The sequence below is a fragment of the Nocardia sp. NPDC088792 genome (genome assembly GCF_044750615.1).
GTDB lineage: Bacteria > Actinomycetota > Actinomycetes > Mycobacteriales > Mycobacteriaceae > Nocardia.
Genome location: NZ_JBIVKC010000001.1, coordinates 879,672 through 896,367, shown reverse-complemented (window position 1 = coordinate 896,367; position 16,696 = coordinate 879,672). Strand labels below are relative to the sequence as shown.

The window sequence follows — 16,696 nt, the reverse complement described above, 5'->3', positions numbered from 1 at the left end:
GGGCGCCGCAGGCGCGGTTCCCGACTCGCCCGATCCTGTGAGAGGTTCCTGTGCGCCCACATCGCATCCTCGCCGCATTCGGCGTCACGCTGGCGGTCGCCGCCACGGCCTTATGGTCCGTTCCGCTCGCGCAGGCGGAGCCGGGGCAGCTCGCGCAGGTGGCGGAGCTGACCGGGACGCAATACCGGGACAGCTTCGTGCAACGTGACGGCTCCCGGCTCAGCGTGGCCGGGCGGGACTCCCGCTTCTCCGGCGCCAATGTCGAATGGCTGGGCTTGATGAACTACGGCCCCGACCCGTCGGCGGCGATCCCTGCCGGAAGCGCCCGCTACGCAACGAAATACGAGGTCGACGACGCGCTGGCGACGGCCCGGGACATGGGTGCGACGGTGCTGCGCGCGCAGACCCTCGGTGACACCGTCGGCTGCCCGCAATGCCTGGAACCCGCACTCGGGCAATTCAATCCGGCCGCGTTCGCGCAGATCGACCTGGTGGTGGCCGAGGCGCGCAACTACGGCATCAAACTCATCGGCGAATTCGACGGTGACGGCAATGGCGCCCCCGCGCCCGGCCAACTCGGCCAGAGCCACGGCTGGTACTGCGTGTGGCGGCAGCGCGCCGATTGCGGGCACGCGTTCTTCACCGACCCCGACCTGATCGGCGACTACGAGCAGCACATGCGGGCCGTACTCGACCACGTCAACCCGCTCACCGGACTCGCCTACAAGGACGACCCCACCTTCGCCGGCTGGGTCGACGGCAACGACCTCGACATCGTCGACGGTGTGCCGGGCGCGGACGTGGTGAACTGGCTGCGAACCGTGTCCGGCTACTTCCGCACCCTCGACGACCGCCAGTTGTTCATGGACATCAGCAGTGTCGGCACCGACCCTGCGGCGCTGCGGATTCCGGGCGTAGACGTGTACGGCACCGAGTACTACCCGCACTGGGCCCCCGTCATCGACGGCAACCGCATCGACGGCGCCGCACCCGGCCTGCATCAGCAGGCCGCGCAGACCGTCGCCGCCGGCAAGGTCTTCTCGCCGCTCGAATTCGGCTGGGACAGCACCGATTTCCTGACCCCCGCCGCCCTCGATCAGTTCCTGACCGGTTTGGAAACCGATCCGAACATCGCCGGTGACAACTTCTGGGCGTTGCAGTCGCATGCCGACGGCCATGGCTGGCAGCCCATCCCGGCCGATACCCGCTGCACACCGACCTGCGCGTGGGGTGAAGACGGCAACTGGTGGGCGCTCTACTACACCGGCGTCGACACCCTTTCCATGTCCGCGCCCGATATGGCCGCCCGCGCGCAACTGCTGCGCGCCCATGCCTACCGCATGGCCGGCTTCCCTGACCCGCCTGTCCACCAACCGGTTCCGGCACCGGTCATCACTTCCGCTGCCGACGGTGCCGTCCTGTTCCAGGGTGCGGCAGGCGCACCGGACTACACCATCCAGAAGCAAACCCCCGACGGCTGGAACACCGTCTGCGACCACTGCACCACCGACGCCGCCCCCGCCTGGCGCGACACCACCGACCCGGGCTGCTACCGCGTCATCGGGTACAACCTGGACGGTCTCGAAGGCCCCGCCTCGGACCCCGCCGGAAACTGCGACCGCCGCCCGCGGCCGTAACCGGCTCCGGCCGAAGCCTTCTCCGGAACGAAAGAACTCCGCGACCCCCGAGCGGGTCGCGGAGTGTGAGATGGGCGTTGCGGCTCAGCCGAGAACGGTAGCGATTATTCCGGCGAGGTAACCGAGCCGCGCCACTTCGGAGGGCCGGAAGTCCGGTCCGCCCGGACGACCCAGCAGCAGTACCTTGCCGGTATTGCCGAGCGGTGCGGCCGCCAGTTTGGTGTCCATGTCTCGCCACAGCTGCGGCACCCAGTCGCCTTCACCGTCGAGCACCGACGGCTTCTCCAGCGGCATCCACGGCGCCGAAGCCGCCTGCGTGGAGGGCGCGGACCCGGAGCCGACCACGCGGTAGGCGCCCGAGGGTCCCATGTCGATCACGGTGGACCAGCCGACGCGTAGTACCCGCGGTACGCCGTCGACCAGCACCTGCAGCCGGTCGTCGCGGGCATTGGCGACCTGGTCGATGAGCTCCAGCTCGCGGTGCGTGTCGAGCATGCCGGAGTAGGGGCGCAGCGAATCGACCTGCACATCGTGGATGGATTCGGCCGCGGTGATGAGGGTGTCGGGCAGGGCGCCCTGGGGCACTTCCACCACGATGTCGTCAATCGCGAAGCCGTCACCGCGTTCGACCACATCCAGCGAGAGGATATCGGCGCCGACGGTTCCCAGAGCGAGTGCGAGTGACCCGAGGCTGCCTGGGCGATCCGGAAGTTGCACGCGAAGCAGGTATGACACGTGCCTTCCTTTCTTTCTTGTGCGACCGACACTTTCGGACGTATACCCGAGTCCCGCAATACTTACACTCTCGAGTGCGGGTTATCGAATCGAAGCGTCCGCGGTGATGTAGGCCACTTACCCAACGGTTACCTATCGACGGTAGCCGGTCCGGGCCACTCCTGTGCGGGGGAGCCGGTCACGACCCACTAGGCTGTCGGTTGCCGATCACCATGCTCGAACCATGCCGAAAGGGGTCTCGCGGTGCCCGCCATCTCCAGGGACGAGGTCGCTCACCTCGCCCGGTTGTCCCGGCTCGCTCTGACGGACGACGAACTCGATCTGTACGCCGGTCAGCTGGATTCCATCCTGACCCACGTCGCTCAGATCTCGCAGGTCGCCGCCGCCGACGTACCCGCCACCGCATCCCCGAACCCGGAGACCAATGTGACGCGCCCGGATGTGGAGCAGCCCTGCCTGACTCCCGAGCAGGCGCTCGCCATGGCTCCGGCCGTGGACGAACAGCGGTTCATGGTTCCGCAGATTCTGGGAGAGGGCGAATGAGCAATCTGACCAAGCTGTCCGCGGCGGAGCTGGCGGACAAGATCCACTCGCGTGCGGTCTCCTCGGTCGAGGTCACCGAGGCCCACATCCAGCGCATCGCCGAGGTCGACGGGGAGATCAACGCCTTCCTGCACGTCGCCGGTGAGCAGGCGCTGCTGACCGCCGCCGAGGTGGACCGGCAGGTCGCGGACGGCAAGGTCGTCTCGCCGCTGGCGGGTGTTCCGTTGGCGCTCAAGGATGTTTTCACCACCACGGACATGCCGACCACCTGCGGGTCGAAGATGCTCGAGGGCTGGGTGTCGCCGTACGACGCGACGCTGACCACCAAGCTGCGCGCGGCCGGCATCCCGATTCTCGGCAAGACCAATATGGACGAGTTCGCCATGGGCTCCTCCACCGAGAACTCCGCGTACGGCCCGACCCGCAACCCGTGGGACAAGGACCGCATCCCGGGCGGTTCGGGTGGCGGCTCCGCGGCGGCGCTGGCCTCGTATCAGGCGCCCCTCGCGATCGGCACCGACACCGGTGGTTCCATCCGGCAGCCGGCCGCGGTCACCGCGACCGTCGGCACCAAGCCCACCTACGGCACGGTCTCCCGTTTCGGTCTGGTCGCGTGCGCGTCCTCGCTGGATCAGGGCGGCCCGTGCGGCCGGACCGTGCTGGACACCGCGCTGCTGCACGAGGTCATCGCCGGCTACGACCCCAAGGACTCCACCTCCCGCAATGTGCCGGTGCCGCCCGTCGTGGCCGCCGCGCGCGCGGGTGCGAAGGGTGATCTGAAGGGCGTGAAAGTCGGTGTGGTGAAGGAACTTCACTCCGACAGCTACCAGCCCGGTGTGCTCGCCTCCTTCGATGCCGCGGTCGCGCAGCTGAAGGATCTCGGCGCCGAGGTGATCGAGGTGTCCTGTCCGCACTTCGAATACGCGCTGCCCGCCTACTACCTGATCCTGCCGTCGGAGGTGTCGTCCAACCTGGCGCGCTTCGACGCCATGCGGTACGGCCTGCGCGTCGGCGACGACGGCACGCATTCGGCCGAGCAGGTCATGTCGCTCACCCGTGAGGCCGGGCTCGGCCCGGAGGTCAAGCGCCGCATCATGATCGGCACCTACGCGCTGTCGGCCGGCTACTACGACGCCTACTACGGTCAGGCCAACAAGGTCCGCAACCTGATCGCGCAGGACTTCGGCAAGGCCTACGAGACCGTCGACGTGCTGGTCTCGCCGACCAGCCCGTTCACCCCGTGGAAGCTGGGTGAGAAGGTCAACGACCCGCTGGCCATGTACCTGTCCGACCTGTGCACGCTGCCCACCAACCTGGCCGGGCACTGCGCCATGTCTGTGCCGTCCGGTCTCAGCGCCGACGACGGCCTGCCGGTCGGTCTGCAGATCATGGCGCCGGCCCTCGCCGACGACCGCCTGTACCGGGTCGGCGCGGCCTACGAGGCGGCGCGCGGTCCGATCGCCTGATCCGAGCGTCCGCATTGTCCTGATGGGCAGTGCGATTCGGCTCCCGGCCCGCTCGGCCGGGAGCCGTTTCCGTCGGCGCGTCGGACGCGCCCGGTAGGCTGGCTGGTTGTTCCGGGCGTGAAGGGTTTTCTTGGGGATATGTTGCGACGCGGGGAGTCCTTCGCGGGCTATGTGATCGAGCGCGAAGTGGGCCGGGGCGGCATGGGCTCGGTATACGCGGCGCGCCATCCCCGGCTGCCCCGATTGATCGCGCTCAAGATCCTGCACCGGGAAATGTTCGACCAGAACGAAACCCGCATCCGCTTCGAACGCGAGGCCGATCTGGTCGCCCAGCTCGATCACCCGAACATCATCACCGTGTTCGACCGCGGGGCCGAGGACGATCAACTGTGGATCGCCATGCAGTTCGTCGACGGGGTCGACGGGGCCTCGGTCGATATCCGTGACATCTCGCCGAAGCGGGCCGTGCAGATCGCCATTCAGACCGCGGGGGCGCTCGACTACGCGCACGCGCGCGGAGTGCTGCACCGCGACGTGAAGCCCGCCAATATCCTGCTGTCCAGCGTCTCCGGCGCGGCCGCGGGATTCAGCGAGCGGGTCCTGTTGAGCGACTTCGGCATTGCCCGCATGCTCGACGACACCGCGCACCTCACCCGCACCGGCATGCTCAACGCAACGGTCGCGTTCGCGTCCCCGGAGCAGATCAGCGGCGGGCCGCTCGGCCCCCACTCCGACCAATACTCGCTGGCCTGCACCGTATTCCGGCTGCTCACCGGACGCGGCCCCTTCGACGCGCCCACCCTCGCCGCCGTCATGCTCGGGCATCTGCAACAGCCTCCGCCCTCGGCCCGCGCCCTGCGCCCGGACCTACCACCCGGCCTGGACGAGGTGCTGGCCCGGGGCATGGCGAAACGCCCCGAGGACCGCTACGACTCCTGTTCGGAGTTCGCGCTCGCGGCGTCACGCACGCTGCCCAGCGCACCGGTGACGCTCGACCGGCCGTCGCGCCCGCCCGCCTCGGAACGGCAGACCGGACCCGATCAGCACACCGTGCTCAACCAGCACTCCGCGCCCGAGTCGCGGACGTTCCTGGACACGCAATTCGCCCCCGAACTGCGGCCCGATCAGCGGTCCGCGCCGCGCCACAACGCCGCCCCTGATCGGCCCGCGCCCGACCATCGGCCGGTGCCCGAGCGTCCGCCCGCGCCCGCGACGCGATCCACTCATGACGCGATGCTCGGCTGTCTGCTCGGCGGCGCCGTCGGGGATGCACTGGGCGCGCCGATCGAGGCCATGCTGCTGCGGAACATTCAGCAGCGGTACGGCATGCACGGCGTCACCGGATCGCCCGATACCTACCGCGGCCGCATCTCCGACGAGACGCAGCTGACCTTGTTCACCACCGAAGCGCTCATCCGTAATGCGGGGCCGCGCACCGGCGCCACCGGCGCGACCGTGGGGCTCATTCAAGAAGGGCTGCTGGTCTGGCTGCAAGGCCAGGGCGAAGCCGTTGCGCCGCAACCGTATCCGCTGCGCAGCAAGCTCGGCGGCTATCCGGAGCTCATGAGCTACCGCGGTCCGACCCACTCCACCACCGCGGCCATGCAGCAGGCGGCGTTGCGGCAGCAGCCCGCGGCACCGCTCGGGACGCGGGACAATCCGATCAACGATTCCAAGGGCTGCGCGGCGGTCGTGCGCGCGGCGCCGTGCGGATTCACGGGCTCCCTGGAGTACTCGTTCGAATTGGCTTGTGACGCAGCGGCGCTCACGCACGGCAACCCGGGTGGCTGGCTACCCGCCGGTACGCTCGCCGCCACCGTGTACGGGCTGTCGCGGGGCCTGGACCTGCGCACCGCGCTGGATCGAGCGCGCGCCGAACTGGCCCGGCATCGCGATCACGAGGAAACCTCGCACGCACTGGCACAGGCCGTCCGGCTCGCCGACGAGACTTCGGGTCCCGGCCGCGCATTGCCCGATCCCGAATCCGTGGAGAAGCTCGGCTACGGCGTGATCGGTCCCGAGGCATTGGCGATGGCCGTCTACGCCGCCCTGTCCGCGGAGTCCGCGGGCGGCAGTCCGGAGCAGATCTTCCGCAGCGGTGTCCTGTTGTCGGTCAACCACTCCGGCGACAGCGACGCCACCGGCGAGATCTGCGGCGCCCTGCTCGGCACCCGTTTCGGTATCCGCGCCATTCCCGAACTCTGGCGCACCCGCCTGGACGCCGCCGCCGTCATCGACCGGCTCGCCACCGAGTTCGCGCAGGAGTTCGGTCCCACCATTCCGCAATTCGGCAATGCGGTGCCCTGATATTCAGCAGTCGGGGAGTGCGGTGCCCTGATCGGTGCCGTAGCGGTGACCGTGCCCGGGGGGCGCGCTCAGTGCGCCCAACAGATCCACCGAGGTCTGCAGGAAGCTGACCACCGGAATCCACTGCGGGACCGGCGCATCCGGCCGGGTGCCGGTGAGATCCGGCGCCCGCCAGATCAACTGCGGTGACCAGCGAACCACCGGATCCGAGGCATTGGCCAGCACCACCGCGCGCCCGCGATTCACCTGCCCGGCGGGCGGCCCCGCCCACAGCACACCGCAGGTGCGTTGATCCTGGTCGGCGTCACTGGCGAAGACCTTGCTGCCGGCGAACGCGCCCAGACTCTGCCCGTACATGAACAGCTTCGGCGGATGCGGCATGGTCGAAATATGTTGCGCCACGGCCTGGAAGAGCGCCCGCGCCGACTCCCCGGCAGCGCTGCGCCCGAACAAGAACGTCACCCAGCTGGGCGCGTCCGAATACTGCAAGCCGACCAGCGCGACATTGCCGCCGAACCGTTCGTCCATCCCGCGCGCCGCATCCCCGTCGATCCAGCCCGACCCGGTCGGCACCGTCACCACCAGATTCGCCCGCTCGAAGCCTCCGGTCCGCTCCAACTCCCGGACCGCCAGCGCCACCCGCGCATCCACTGTCGGCGCGGAATTCAGCCCCACGTACACCCGTACGGCCCGCGCCGGCGTCCCGGCGACGAACCGCCGCCCCTCCGCGCCCAGCGACGACCAGCTGGCCATCGACACCGGACTGCCCGAGCGACCGGGTGAAACCGGCTGCGGTACCGCGGGATCCACGAAGGAATTGGACGCCTCGTACGCATCCTGCCGCCACTGCACCGCCGCCGGAATCAACACGAACTGCATGGCCAGCGCCACGGCCACACCGATCGCCGCACTCCGCACCCGCCCCAATCGCCGTACGGTCCACCGCAATCCCCGGCAGACCCCCACGATCACACCGACAAGAAACGCAGTGACCAGAATCCACTGCAGCCAATACACCGGCCCGATGGTCCCCACCCGCATAGCGGCCCGAAGCTGGTTCTGCCAGTTCTGCGCATAGACAATTGCCCCCGCACTCGCGAGCACCCCGGCCACCAAGGCGGGTAGCGCATACCGCCCGGACCACGTCCGCCCGATATCCATGCGCCGCAAGACCGCTCGGCCGACACCCACCACCGCGAGGCCGATCAGCATGAGCAGGGCCGTCAGCACCGCCTGCGCCGCCGGCGTGCGTGGCAACAGGCTCGGAGCCAGTGATACGAGCACCGCGGCGGTCACGGCCAGCGTAGACCCGATCCGCGGCGGCGCGAATCGTCCGCGCGCCCACCGTGATCCGGCGTCCGATGCGCCCGCACCATCCGATCGACGCACCGGCGCCTTGGATCGCTTCAGCGTGACAGGCCCATCCGGCACGGCCGACATATCCGGCGTAGCCGACCCGTACGGTGCGGTGGACGCGTTCAGCTCCGCCGGCCTGTGTGCCGCGGCGGCCCCGTTCGGTTCGACGGGTCCGTTCGGTGTGGCGGCTCTGTCCGGGTCGCTCGCCCCGTTCGACGCCGTGGACCTGGTCGCTTCTGCGGACTTGCGCGGTGCGGCCGACTCTTTCGGTTCGGTCGCCGTACGGTCGACGCCGGTCATCATGGCCTCGGCTTTCTGGATCGTGGTCACAGCGGGACCGCCGCTGCGTGCGGGGCGGTCCGAGTGGTTCGGCGGTTGCGGAGGATCACGCGGGCGGCGGTGGCCAGGCCGGCGGTGAGGACGGCCAGTGCGCCTGCGCCGCAGAGCATTCGCGCCTCGGAGGGGTGGCCGTGTTCGGGTTCGAAGAACGACTCGTAGATCGGCACGCCGTAGCCCTGGCGGATCGAATTCAGGTCGACGGCGGTGGTGGCGATGCCGGCCATCACCTGGCACTGCGCGTACGAGACGGCATCGGTCCGGTCCGCGCAGGCGGCGTGCATGCGCCGCTCCAGTCCGGCGTCGGCGGTCTGGCGCGCCCACGGTCCCAACGGCTGTCCGTGGCTCGACGCGTAGCGCAGCAGGTCGTAGCCGAGATCGTGAGCCTTGCAGGCGAGATCGAATTCCGAGGGCAGCGGCACCGGTGAGGAGCAGTCACCGTTCGGGTTGATGAGCATGCCGTCCCGCACCACCGGCTGATAGCCCTCTTCGGCCGCGAAGTCGGCGGGGATCACGCTCGGATCGGGTTGGGTGGCAACCGATTGCAGAATGCTCGCCCGTGCCGCGGCGTTCTCCGGAACCGGTGCGGTCGCGGCGCTCGCCGGGATGGGAGTGAAAACCGCGGCCGCCGCGAAGAGTACGGCCGCTGCCGCGGTGAGCGTGCCGGCCCGGCCCAGCGGGGCGACGCGACCCGCGGACCTGGTCGTCGCGGGCTGGGGGCCGGAGCCCTGAGCGGTGTCGTGCGTGTTCGCTGCCATGGCTCAAAAGCTAGGAATCGGGGCTCGACCGGCACGTCGTGCTGCGGGGCCGTTCCCGCATGAGCGGCCCGGGGGAGAGCCGGTACCGGCCGGTACCGCGGTAGGGGGTGCTAGATCACCCGAGGGTATGACGTGGGCGGACCGCGAGTTCTCTACCGTCGATGTCATGGTCGGTGAAGTGCGTAACAGGGTGAGGACGGCCCGCGGTCGTCAGGTCTTCGATGGGTTCACGCTGCTGGTGGCCTTCGTCTTCATGGCGGTGGCGTGGCCGACGCTGCATGTGACCCACAAGGTGCCGGCGGCGGCCATGCCGTTCATCGCGCTGTTCGCGGCGCTGCCCGTCCTGCTGGTCCGGGTGAATCCCGCGCTGGGATGGGCGGTTTCGGCCGGTTCGGCCCTGCTGATCGCGCTGGCTGTGCCGCATCAGCCCGGCAGCCACCTGCCGTTCCAGGTGGTCCACATCCTGTCGCTGTTCATTCTGGTGTTCGCGGTCGCGGTCCGGGCGCCCATCCGGATCGTGGGCGTGGTGTGGTTGTCGACCTCGCTCCTGTTCGCCACCACCATGGCGCAAACCGACAGTTTCGCCGAAGCCGGATTCGGCTGGCCACTGGCCATCACCGGCCTGGTCCTGGTCGGACTGCTGCTCCGCTGGGTGGTGCTGTCCCGCCGGCAGCTCCTGCAACAGGCCGAGGAAACCGAACTCGAACGCGCCCGCCGCGCCATCCTCGAGGAGAAGGCCCGCATCGCCCGCGACCTGCACGACGTGGTCGCCCACCACATGTCCATGGTGGTGGTGCAGGCTCAAACCGCCCCCTACCGCATCCCGGGCCTCTCCGCCGACGCACGAGCCGAATTCGAATCCATCGGCACCGGCGCCCGGGCGGCACTCAACGAAATCCGCGGCCTGCTCGGCGTATTGCGCAGCGACGGCCAACTCCCCGAACACGCCCCCCAACCCACCGGCGCCGACGTGCTGGCCCTGCTCGAAGGAGCGCGCCGCGCGGGCGTCCCCATCGCCTGGACCATCGACGGAGCCCTGGACGCGGTCCCCGACACCACCGGCCTGGCCCTGTACCGCATCATCCAGGAGTCCCTCGCCAACGCCAGCCGCCACGCCCAGGGCGCCCCCGTCGAGGTACGGATCATGTGCGGCACCAGCCTGATGCTCGTCGTCGGCAACGGCCACCCGATCGTCTCCAGGCCCCAGGACCAGCCGCCCGGCGCGGACCATCACGCCGGTGCGCCGGGCAGCGGCATCGTGGGCATGCAGGCCCGCGCCGCCGCCGTCGGGGGCATGCTCATCGCGGGCCCGCGCGCCGACGGCGGCTTCGAAGTCCGCGCCGAACTACCGCTGTCCGTGCTCGCCGCTTGACCACCTTCCGGAGAGCGATCCCACCGCATGCCGCCCACGTGAACCGGTCATGCCGCAGCAGTCGGATTCGCGGCATGGCAGACTCGTGTGGGTGCGTGAGGTGGGACTGTGGCGATAACGGTGTTGATCGCCGATGACCAGGCGATGGTCCGGCAGGGATTCGGGGCATTGCTTGCCGCGCAACCCGATATCAGTGTGATCGGGGATGCCGCGGACGGGAAAGCCGCTGTGGCGGAAGCGAAACGGCTGCGGCCCGATGTGGTGCTGATGGATGTGCGCATGCCCGAGATGAACGGGCTGGACGCTGCGCGGGCCATTTTGTCGGCGGCGTTCGATCCGCCGGTGCGGGTACTCATGCTGACCACCTTCGATATCGACGATTACGTGTACGAGGCGCTCGGCATCGGGGCGAGCGGGTTTCTGCTCAAGGACGCGCCCGCGGAGGAACTGGTGCGCGCGGTGCGGGTGGTGGCGGCCGGGGACGCGCTGCTTGCGCCTACCGTGACGCGGCGGTTGATCGCGGACGTCACCCGCCGCCGGGCTCGCCGGGCCCCCGCGCCCGCGTTGTCGGTGCTGACCCCGCGGGAGCGGGAAGTGCTGGAACTGGTGGCCCGCGGCATGTCGAATGCCGAGATCGCGGAATCTCTTTTCGTGGCGGAGCAAACCGTGAAGACGCATGTGTCGAAGGTGTTCACGAAGCTGAATCTGCGCGACCGGGCACAGGCCGTGGTACTGGCGTACGAGTCCGGATTGGTGACTCCCGGCTGAGCCGTCCGCGAGACGCGCAGACGGTAGGCTCACGGACTTGTACGTCACCGGAAGGGGGTCGTCGAAGTGTTGAAGAACGGCGACGTGTTCGCCGGGTTCACCATTGAGCGACTGCTCGGACAGGGCGGGATGGGATCGGTCTATCTCGCCCGGCATCCACGCCTGGGCCGGTTGACGGCCCTGAAACTGCTGAATCGGGAACTGTACGCGGACAGGGAGATCCGCGCCCGCTTCGAACGCGAGGCGGATCTGGTCGCGCAATTGGATCACCCGAACATCGTCGAGGTGTACGACCGCGGCTCCGAGGACGAGCAGCTGTGGATCTCCATGCAGTACGTGGACGGTGTCGACGCGGCCGGTGTGAATGTCGGCACCCTGCCGCCCGAGCGCGCGGTGCAGATCATCGAAGGCGTCGCCGCCGCACTGGATTACGCGCACTCCATGGGTGTCCTGCACCGAGACGTCAAGCCCGCCAACATAATCCTGGCCCGCGCCGTGGCCGGTCACGGTGAACGCGTCTTCCTCACCGATTTCGGCATCGCCCGCCTCCGCGAGGACTCCACGCACCTGACCCAGGCCGGCATGTTCACCGCCACCCTCGCCTACGCCTCGCCGGAACAGATGACCGGCGCCCACCTCGACCCCGGCACCGACCAGTACTCCCTGGCCCTCTCCCTCTACTGGCTCCTCATCGGCGCCGGCCCCTTCGATTCCCCCGACCCCTCCGCCATCATCCACGGCCACCTCCAACTCCTCCCACCCCCGGTGAGCCTCCGCCGCCCCGGCCTCACCCCCGCCATGGACGCCGTCCTCACCAAGGCCATGGCCAAACGCGCCCCCGACCGCTTCCCCTCCTGCGCCGCCTTCGCCAAGGCCGCCCGCCAAGCCCTCACCGCCCCACCCCTCCAACTCCCCGCCCCCGCCACCCCCCACCCCGTCTACCCCACCCCCCAGGCATACCCACCCGCCTACCCGGCTCAGGCCGCCTACCCCCAGGGCTACCAGCCTCTGCCCGGATACCAGGGCCCCCAACAGCCGCACCCCGCCGGCTATCCCGCGCCGCCGGCCGGATACCCCGCCCCGCAGCAACAGTCCGCCCAGCCCGCCGGTGCACCTACGCCCGCCGCTCCTCCCTATCCAGCCCCGGCCTACCCCGCCCCACAACAGCAGCCGCCATCTCAGCCTGCCGGCCCGCCACTGCCCCCTGCCTATCCCGCATCCGGCCACCCTGCGCCGCAACAGCATCCGACGCCGCAACAGTCGGCGCCCGAACCCACACCGGGGACAACGCCGGCGGCCCAGGGCAGCGAGTCCGGCGCAGCGGGGCAGCCGGTGCGTGAGGCCATGCCGGAACTTGCGGCGCCGGAGCAGCGCACCGACCTTCTCGCGCGGCCCGGTGTGCCGCCCGAGCAGGAGATGGGACCGGCAGTGACATCCGATGCCGGGTCGGAGGATTCGCCGGAGCGGCGCGCCGATTTCACCGGGCGATCCGGTGCGCAGGCGCCGAGCGCTCTCGCCGGCGGTGTACCGGCCGCTGCCGGTCCGGTGACCGCGGCGGCCATCGCACTGCAGCGCGCGGGATCGTTGAAGGGCGTCATCATTCCAGCGAGCGGGGCAGAGCCGGAGTCCGTGGCGGCGACAGCGGACTCGGAGGCTGCCGGTGCTTCCTCGCCCGCTGAGGCGACGGCAGCGGCCGGCGAATCAGGGCGTCTGGCGCAGGCCGTTTCGCAGGATGAGATTGTGACGGCGGTGAGTGCGCCGGTGGTGCGGCCTGGACCTGCTGTCGGGCAGGCGCCCGCGGGTTATCCCGGGGCGGAGTTGCGGCATCCGGAGTCGGGGGCGTTCGTGCCCGCCTCCGGCGAGGCGGGTGCGGTGGGTGGGCGCGGGGTGCCGGATTCCGGTGCACCGGACGGGTATTCGTCCGGCCCGGTGACCTCGGGCGGGCTTCCGGTGATTTCGGCGGGGCAGGGAGAGTCCAGGTTCGGTGCTCCGCCGGCCGCTTCCCCGGGGGTGCCCTACGGGGCGGCTCCTGGATCTTTCGGTCCGAATCAGGCACCGCCGCAACAGGTTCCGGGGCAGGGGAGAACGTCGCAGGCGGCTGCGATGGTGATGGTGGGGTTTGGGGCGGTGGTGCTGGTGCTGCTGGTGGTGATCGTGCTGGTGTTGGTGGCTCGGTAGGAGTGTCCGCGGGTCCGGTGGTCAGGGGTTGGCGCGTTCGCCGAGGATCATCTGGCCGGTGTCGACCAGGATCTGGCGGGCGCGGCGGCGGACGAGGCAGTTGTCGACCGTGCAGTATTTGTGAATTTGCATGGCTTGATGAGCCTGCGGGAGCGTCAGCTCGCCGGGGTCCATCGTGCAATCGAAGAGATACATCATCGTGTACACCGGGGCAGCGCGGAGGGAGGGGGACTGCACGGTCCGGCGCGGGGTGATCGGGCGGGCGGCGCACGCTCGCGCCGGGCCTGAGGTACAGGGTATCGAGGTTGGCCGGGGCGCACGGCGGTATGCCGGTTGTCGCTGCGGCGCAGCGGGTGTCGGAGGGTGGTGCGCCCGGCTCGGGGACGAGTGGTTCCAGAGATATCAGGGCTCCGGCTCTCACCGGGCGCAAGTTCCAGTTCAGCATCCGCGGCGCTACCCGACAATCGAACATTCGACGGTTCCTGAAAGTTTGTCAAAGCTCCAGGTCGGAATTCATAACGCATGGGAGCATCGTTCAGAGTGACTCACACTGCGTTTGCGGGGGAGGACTACGGATGTCCGACAACGGTTCCACGCTGCCGCGCCGTCAACTGGGGCGATACCTGCGCGAGGGTCGGATGCAATGCAATCTGACCATTGCCGAGGCCGCCGCTCTGATGGAGTGGAGCGAATCCAAACTGCAACGGCTGGAAACCGGTAATGCCGAGAAGATTCGCGTTCTCGACATCCGGGAATTATGCCGCATTTACGATTTCGACGATGAATTCACCACGGCCCTGGGCGGTCTGGCGCAACAAGCCAGTGTCAAGTCCTGGTGGCACGAATACGACGACCTCATACCCGAGGGCTTCAACGTGTATGTGGGCCTGGAGGCTTCGGCCCGCGGCCTCGTTTCCTACCAGCCGGACCTGATCCCCGGACTGCTCCAGACCGCCGACTACGCGAGGGTCCTGATCGGTGATTACTGGCCGGATGCTGGTGACGACCAACTCGACCGGCGGGTGCAGTTGAAGATCCGCCGCCAGAGCCTGCTCACCCGGAAGCGCAATCCCGCCACCTTCGACATAGTCATGCATGAAACCGCACTACGGCGCGTTGTCGGCAGTCCGCGCGTGATGGCCGCGCAACTGCGCCGCGTGGCGGACATGTCGACACTTCCAACGATTGCTGTTCGTGTACTACCCTTCTCGGCGGGCGTCCCGATCGGTCATACCGTGGGTCCGTTCGTGATCCTGGACTTCGGTCACGACAGCGGGAACCGACCGCTCGAGCCCACCGTGGTGTACCTGGAGAACTTCCTCGGTGACCTCTATCTCGAAAAGCAGGCCGCCGTCGACCGTTATCTGCAGGCGTACCAGGCGATCCAGCGCGCGGCGCTGGACGAGACCAGTAGTAGAGACCTCTTGCGCAAGGCAGCGAAGGAGTATGTGACGTGAACGTCGAACCGTCCGGCGGCCGGTGGTTCAAGAGCGCCCGCAGCACGGGCGCCAAGGAATGCGTGGAAATCGCTTTCCTATCCGGCGGAGTGGGAGTCCGCGATAGTAAGAACCCGACCGGTCCTGCGCTTATCTTCGCGCCGGTCGAATGGGACCGCTTCACCGATGCCCTCGCGGCCGGACGTTTCGACGCACACTGATCAGCACCGAGGATGACATCCGGGGGCGGATGCGGCGCCCCGAACTCATCCTCAGGTCTTTCGAGGCCCAGCCCCAAGACTGGCAAAAGCATTGCCGCCGGGCAACTTCAGGCCGATGCGCCGCGGGGCCCGCACACCGGAGACTGCTCTGAGTAAATCGTTCGCAGTCGGGAATGTCCGGGAAGTGGGGGTACGCCATGTCGACCGATCCCAAGGAGTCGGCAAATCCCAGGCAGCAGAGCCAGACCTTCTGGTGGACCATCGGATTCATCCTGCTGATACAGGGTTTCGGATCCGGGATCACCGACCTGATCTGGCACCACCCCTTCGGGGTGTCGTCTCTCGTCATCTATCTCGGTGCGCCGAACTGGGTTTCATGGCTGTTCGGACTGGCCGGTGCCGCGGCGGTGACGCTGGCCATGCGCCGGGAGGCGGCCGAACGCGATCCGAAGTGATCGCCGCCCGGCCCCGGATACGACTCGGCCCCCGCACTGCCGTGCGGGGGCCGGTGATCGTCGTCGAGGGGGCTGGTCAGCCGAAGAACGCGGCAGCCTCGCGGTAGCGGTCCGCCGGAACGAGTTTGAGCTGCTTGGTGGCCTCCGACAGCGGCACCAGATCGATCTCGGCACCGTGCAACGCCACCATCTGACCGAAGTTCCCGGCATGCACGGCCTCGGCCGCGTGCACGCCGAAACGGGTGGCCAGCACCCGGTCGTACGGGGTCGGGGTGCCGCCGCGCTGCACATGGCCGAGGACGGTCACCCGGACCTCCTTGCCGATGCGGCGCTCGATCTCCGGGGCCAGCTGCTGGGCCACACCGGTGAAACGAACATGCCCGAACTCGTCGATGCCGCCGTCGCGCAGGCTCATGGAATCCGGGTCCGGGTGCGCGCCCTCGGCGACCACGCAGATGAAGTGCGAATCCCCGCGCTGGAAGCGGCGTTTCACCATGGCGCAGACCTCGTCCACATCGAACGGCACCTCGGGCACCAGGGTGAGGTGCGCGCCGGACGCGATGCCGGAGTTGATGGCGATCCAGCCCGCGTGCCGGCCCATCACCTCGACGAGCATGACGCGCTGATGCGATTCCGCGGTGGTGTGCAGGCGGTCGATGGCATCGGTGGCGATGGCGACCGCGGTGTCGTGGCCGAAGGTGGTGTCGGTGCAGTCGATATCGTTGTCGATGGTCTTCGGGACGCCCACCACGGGCACGCCCTCTTCGGCCAGCCAGGAGGCGGCGGTCAGGGTGCCCTCGCCGCCGATGGGGATGAGGGCGTCGATGCCGTTGTCGTCCAGGGTCTGCCTGATCCGGGGGAGTCCGGCGCGGAGGACATCCGGATTCGTGCGGGCGGTGCCGAGGATGGTGCCGCCCTTGGTGAGCAGGCGGTCGGTGCGGTCGTTATTGAGGATCTGGATCTTGCGATCCTCGAGTAGGCCGCGCCACCCGTCCTGGAACCCCACGATCGCATCCCCCCACCGCCCGTTCGCGGTGCGAACGACGGCACGGATCACGGCGTTCAGGCCTGGGCAGTCTCCGCCTCCGGTCAAGACTCCGATGCGCATGGCACCCATCTTGCCCTGAG

At 69.0% G+C, this 16,696-nt stretch carries 15 protein-coding genes; 10 read left to right on the top strand and 5 right to left on the bottom strand.

Translation table 11 applies throughout. The annotated features are described in order from the left end of the window. The first annotated feature begins 50 nt into the window (after nucleotides 1-50). Nucleotides 51-1,637, top strand: a complete 1,587-nt coding sequence (locus ACIP5Y_RS04385; RefSeq protein ID WP_400347475.1) for a hypothetical protein — start codon at nucleotides 51-53, stop codon at nucleotides 1,635-1,637. 84 nt (nucleotides 1,638-1,721) lie between these two features. On the opposite strand, the gene ACIP5Y_RS04380 is transcribed toward ACIP5Y_RS04385, so the two are convergent. Continuing rightward, nucleotides 1,722-2,372, bottom strand: a complete 651-nt coding sequence (locus ACIP5Y_RS04380) for an amino acid-binding protein (RefSeq protein ID WP_400347474.1) — start codon at nucleotides 2,370-2,372, stop codon at nucleotides 1,722-1,724. 243 nt (nucleotides 2,373-2,615) lie between these two features. Here ACIP5Y_RS04380 and gatC point away from each other — a divergent pair, with 243 nt between their 5' ends. From gatC to ACIP5Y_RS04365, 3 genes are all read left to right on the top strand, one after another. Beyond that, complete coding sequence (gene gatC / locus ACIP5Y_RS04375; protein ID WP_397002943.1) at nucleotides 2,616-2,915, top strand: Asp-tRNA(Asn)/Glu-tRNA(Gln) amidotransferase subunit GatC; 300 nt, start codon at nucleotides 2,616-2,618, stop codon at nucleotides 2,913-2,915. After that, nucleotides 2,912-4,381, top strand: coding sequence for an Asp-tRNA(Asn)/Glu-tRNA(Gln) amidotransferase subunit GatA (gene gatA, locus ACIP5Y_RS04370; RefSeq protein WP_400347472.1), 1,470 nt, complete (start codon nucleotides 2,912-2,914; stop codon nucleotides 4,379-4,381). The genes gatC and gatA overlap by 4 nt, the downstream gene beginning before the upstream one ends. Before the next feature lie 138 nt (nucleotides 4,382-4,519). Next, nucleotides 4,520-6,688, top strand: a complete 2,169-nt coding sequence (locus ACIP5Y_RS04365; protein WP_400347470.1) for an ADP-ribosylglycohydrolase family protein — start codon at nucleotides 4,520-4,522, stop codon at nucleotides 6,686-6,688. 3 nt (nucleotides 6,689-6,691) lie between these two features. On the opposite strand, the gene ACIP5Y_RS04360 is transcribed toward ACIP5Y_RS04365, so the two are convergent. Together ACIP5Y_RS04360 and ACIP5Y_RS04355 are read right to left on the bottom strand one after the other, a co-directional pair. Next, nucleotides 6,692-8,374 (bottom strand): alpha/beta-hydrolase family protein, encoded by a 1,683-nt coding sequence (locus ACIP5Y_RS04360; RefSeq protein WP_400347469.1) that lies wholly within the window; start codon nucleotides 8,372-8,374, stop codon nucleotides 6,692-6,694. Next, complete coding sequence (locus ACIP5Y_RS04355; protein ID WP_400347467.1) at nucleotides 8,371-9,138, bottom strand: hypothetical protein; 768 nt, start codon at nucleotides 9,136-9,138, stop codon at nucleotides 8,371-8,373. The genes ACIP5Y_RS04360 and ACIP5Y_RS04355 overlap by 4 nt, the downstream gene beginning before the upstream one ends. Before the next feature lie 166 nt (nucleotides 9,139-9,304). Between ACIP5Y_RS04355 and ACIP5Y_RS04350 the strand changes: the two genes are divergently transcribed. From ACIP5Y_RS04350 to ACIP5Y_RS04340, 3 genes are all read left to right on the top strand, one after another. Next, on the top strand, nucleotides 9,305-10,510 hold the full coding sequence (locus ACIP5Y_RS04350; protein ID WP_400347465.1) for a sensor histidine kinase: 1,206 nt from the start codon (nucleotides 9,305-9,307) through the stop codon (nucleotides 10,508-10,510). Nucleotides 10,511-10,618: 108 nt separating this feature from the next. Continuing rightward, a complete protein-coding gene (locus ACIP5Y_RS04345) occupies nucleotides 10,619-11,278 on the top strand; it encodes a response regulator (RefSeq protein WP_397002926.1) in 660 nt (219 codons plus the stop codon). A 66-nt stretch (nucleotides 11,279-11,344) separates the two neighbouring features. Beyond that, on the top strand, nucleotides 11,345-13,456 hold the full coding sequence (locus tag ACIP5Y_RS04340) for a protein kinase (protein WP_400347462.1): 2,112 nt from the start codon (nucleotides 11,345-11,347) through the stop codon (nucleotides 13,454-13,456). Between the two features lie 21 nt (nucleotides 13,457-13,477). Here ACIP5Y_RS04340 and ACIP5Y_RS04335 read toward each other — a convergent pair whose 3' ends face one another. Next, complete coding sequence (locus tag ACIP5Y_RS04335) at nucleotides 13,478-13,663, bottom strand: hypothetical protein (protein WP_400347460.1); 186 nt, start codon at nucleotides 13,661-13,663, stop codon at nucleotides 13,478-13,480. A gap of 368 nt (nucleotides 13,664-14,031) precedes the next feature. Between ACIP5Y_RS04335 and ACIP5Y_RS04330 the strand changes: the two genes are divergently transcribed. The 3 genes from ACIP5Y_RS04330 (at nucleotide 14,032) to ACIP5Y_RS04320 (ending at nucleotide 15,568) form a co-directional block, all read left to right on the top strand. Next, on the top strand, nucleotides 14,032-14,913 hold the full coding sequence (locus ACIP5Y_RS04330) for a helix-turn-helix domain-containing protein (RefSeq protein WP_400347458.1): 882 nt from the start codon (nucleotides 14,032-14,034) through the stop codon (nucleotides 14,911-14,913). Beyond that, a complete protein-coding gene (locus tag ACIP5Y_RS04325; RefSeq protein ID WP_400347456.1) occupies nucleotides 14,910-15,113 on the top strand; it encodes a DUF397 domain-containing protein in 204 nt (67 codons plus the stop codon). Before ACIP5Y_RS04330 ends, ACIP5Y_RS04325 begins: the two co-directional genes overlap by 4 nt. 197 nt (nucleotides 15,114-15,310) lie before the next feature. Then, nucleotides 15,311-15,568, top strand: a complete 258-nt coding sequence (locus ACIP5Y_RS04320) for a hypothetical protein (RefSeq protein WP_400347454.1) — start codon at nucleotides 15,311-15,313, stop codon at nucleotides 15,566-15,568. Between the two features lie 76 nt (nucleotides 15,569-15,644). On the opposite strand, the gene ACIP5Y_RS04315 is transcribed toward ACIP5Y_RS04320, so the two are convergent. After that, nucleotides 15,645-16,676, bottom strand: a complete 1,032-nt coding sequence (locus tag ACIP5Y_RS04315; protein WP_400347453.1) for an ATP-dependent 6-phosphofructokinase — start codon at nucleotides 16,674-16,676, stop codon at nucleotides 15,645-15,647. Nucleotides 16,677-16,696: the final 20 nt, after the last annotated feature.

Bases quoted from the DNA above. Each gene is read 5' to 3' on its own strand.
- gatA (WP_400347472.1), top strand. From the start codon at position 2,912: ATGAGCAATCTGACCAAGCTGTCCGCGGCGGAGCTGGCGGACAAGATC.
- ACIP5Y_RS04365 (WP_400347470.1), top strand. From the start codon at position 4,520: ATGTTGCGACGCGGGGAGTCCTTCGCGGGCTATGTGATCGAGCGCGAA.
- ACIP5Y_RS04355 (WP_400347467.1), bottom strand. From the start codon at position 9,138: ATGGCAGCGAACACGCACGACACCGCTCAGGGCTCCGGCCCCCAGCCC.
- ACIP5Y_RS04350 (WP_400347465.1), top strand. From the start codon at position 9,305: ATGGTCGGTGAAGTGCGTAACAGGGTGAGGACGGCCCGCGGTCGTCAG.
- ACIP5Y_RS04330 (WP_400347458.1), top strand. From the start codon at position 14,032: ATGTCCGACAACGGTTCCACGCTGCCGCGCCGTCAACTGGGGCGATAC.
- ACIP5Y_RS04320 (WP_400347454.1), top strand. From the start codon at position 15,311: ATGTCGACCGATCCCAAGGAGTCGGCAAATCCCAGGCAGCAGAGCCAG.
- ACIP5Y_RS04315 (WP_400347453.1), bottom strand. From the start codon at position 16,676: ATGCGCATCGGAGTCTTGACCGGAGGCGGAGACTGCCCAGGCCTGAAC.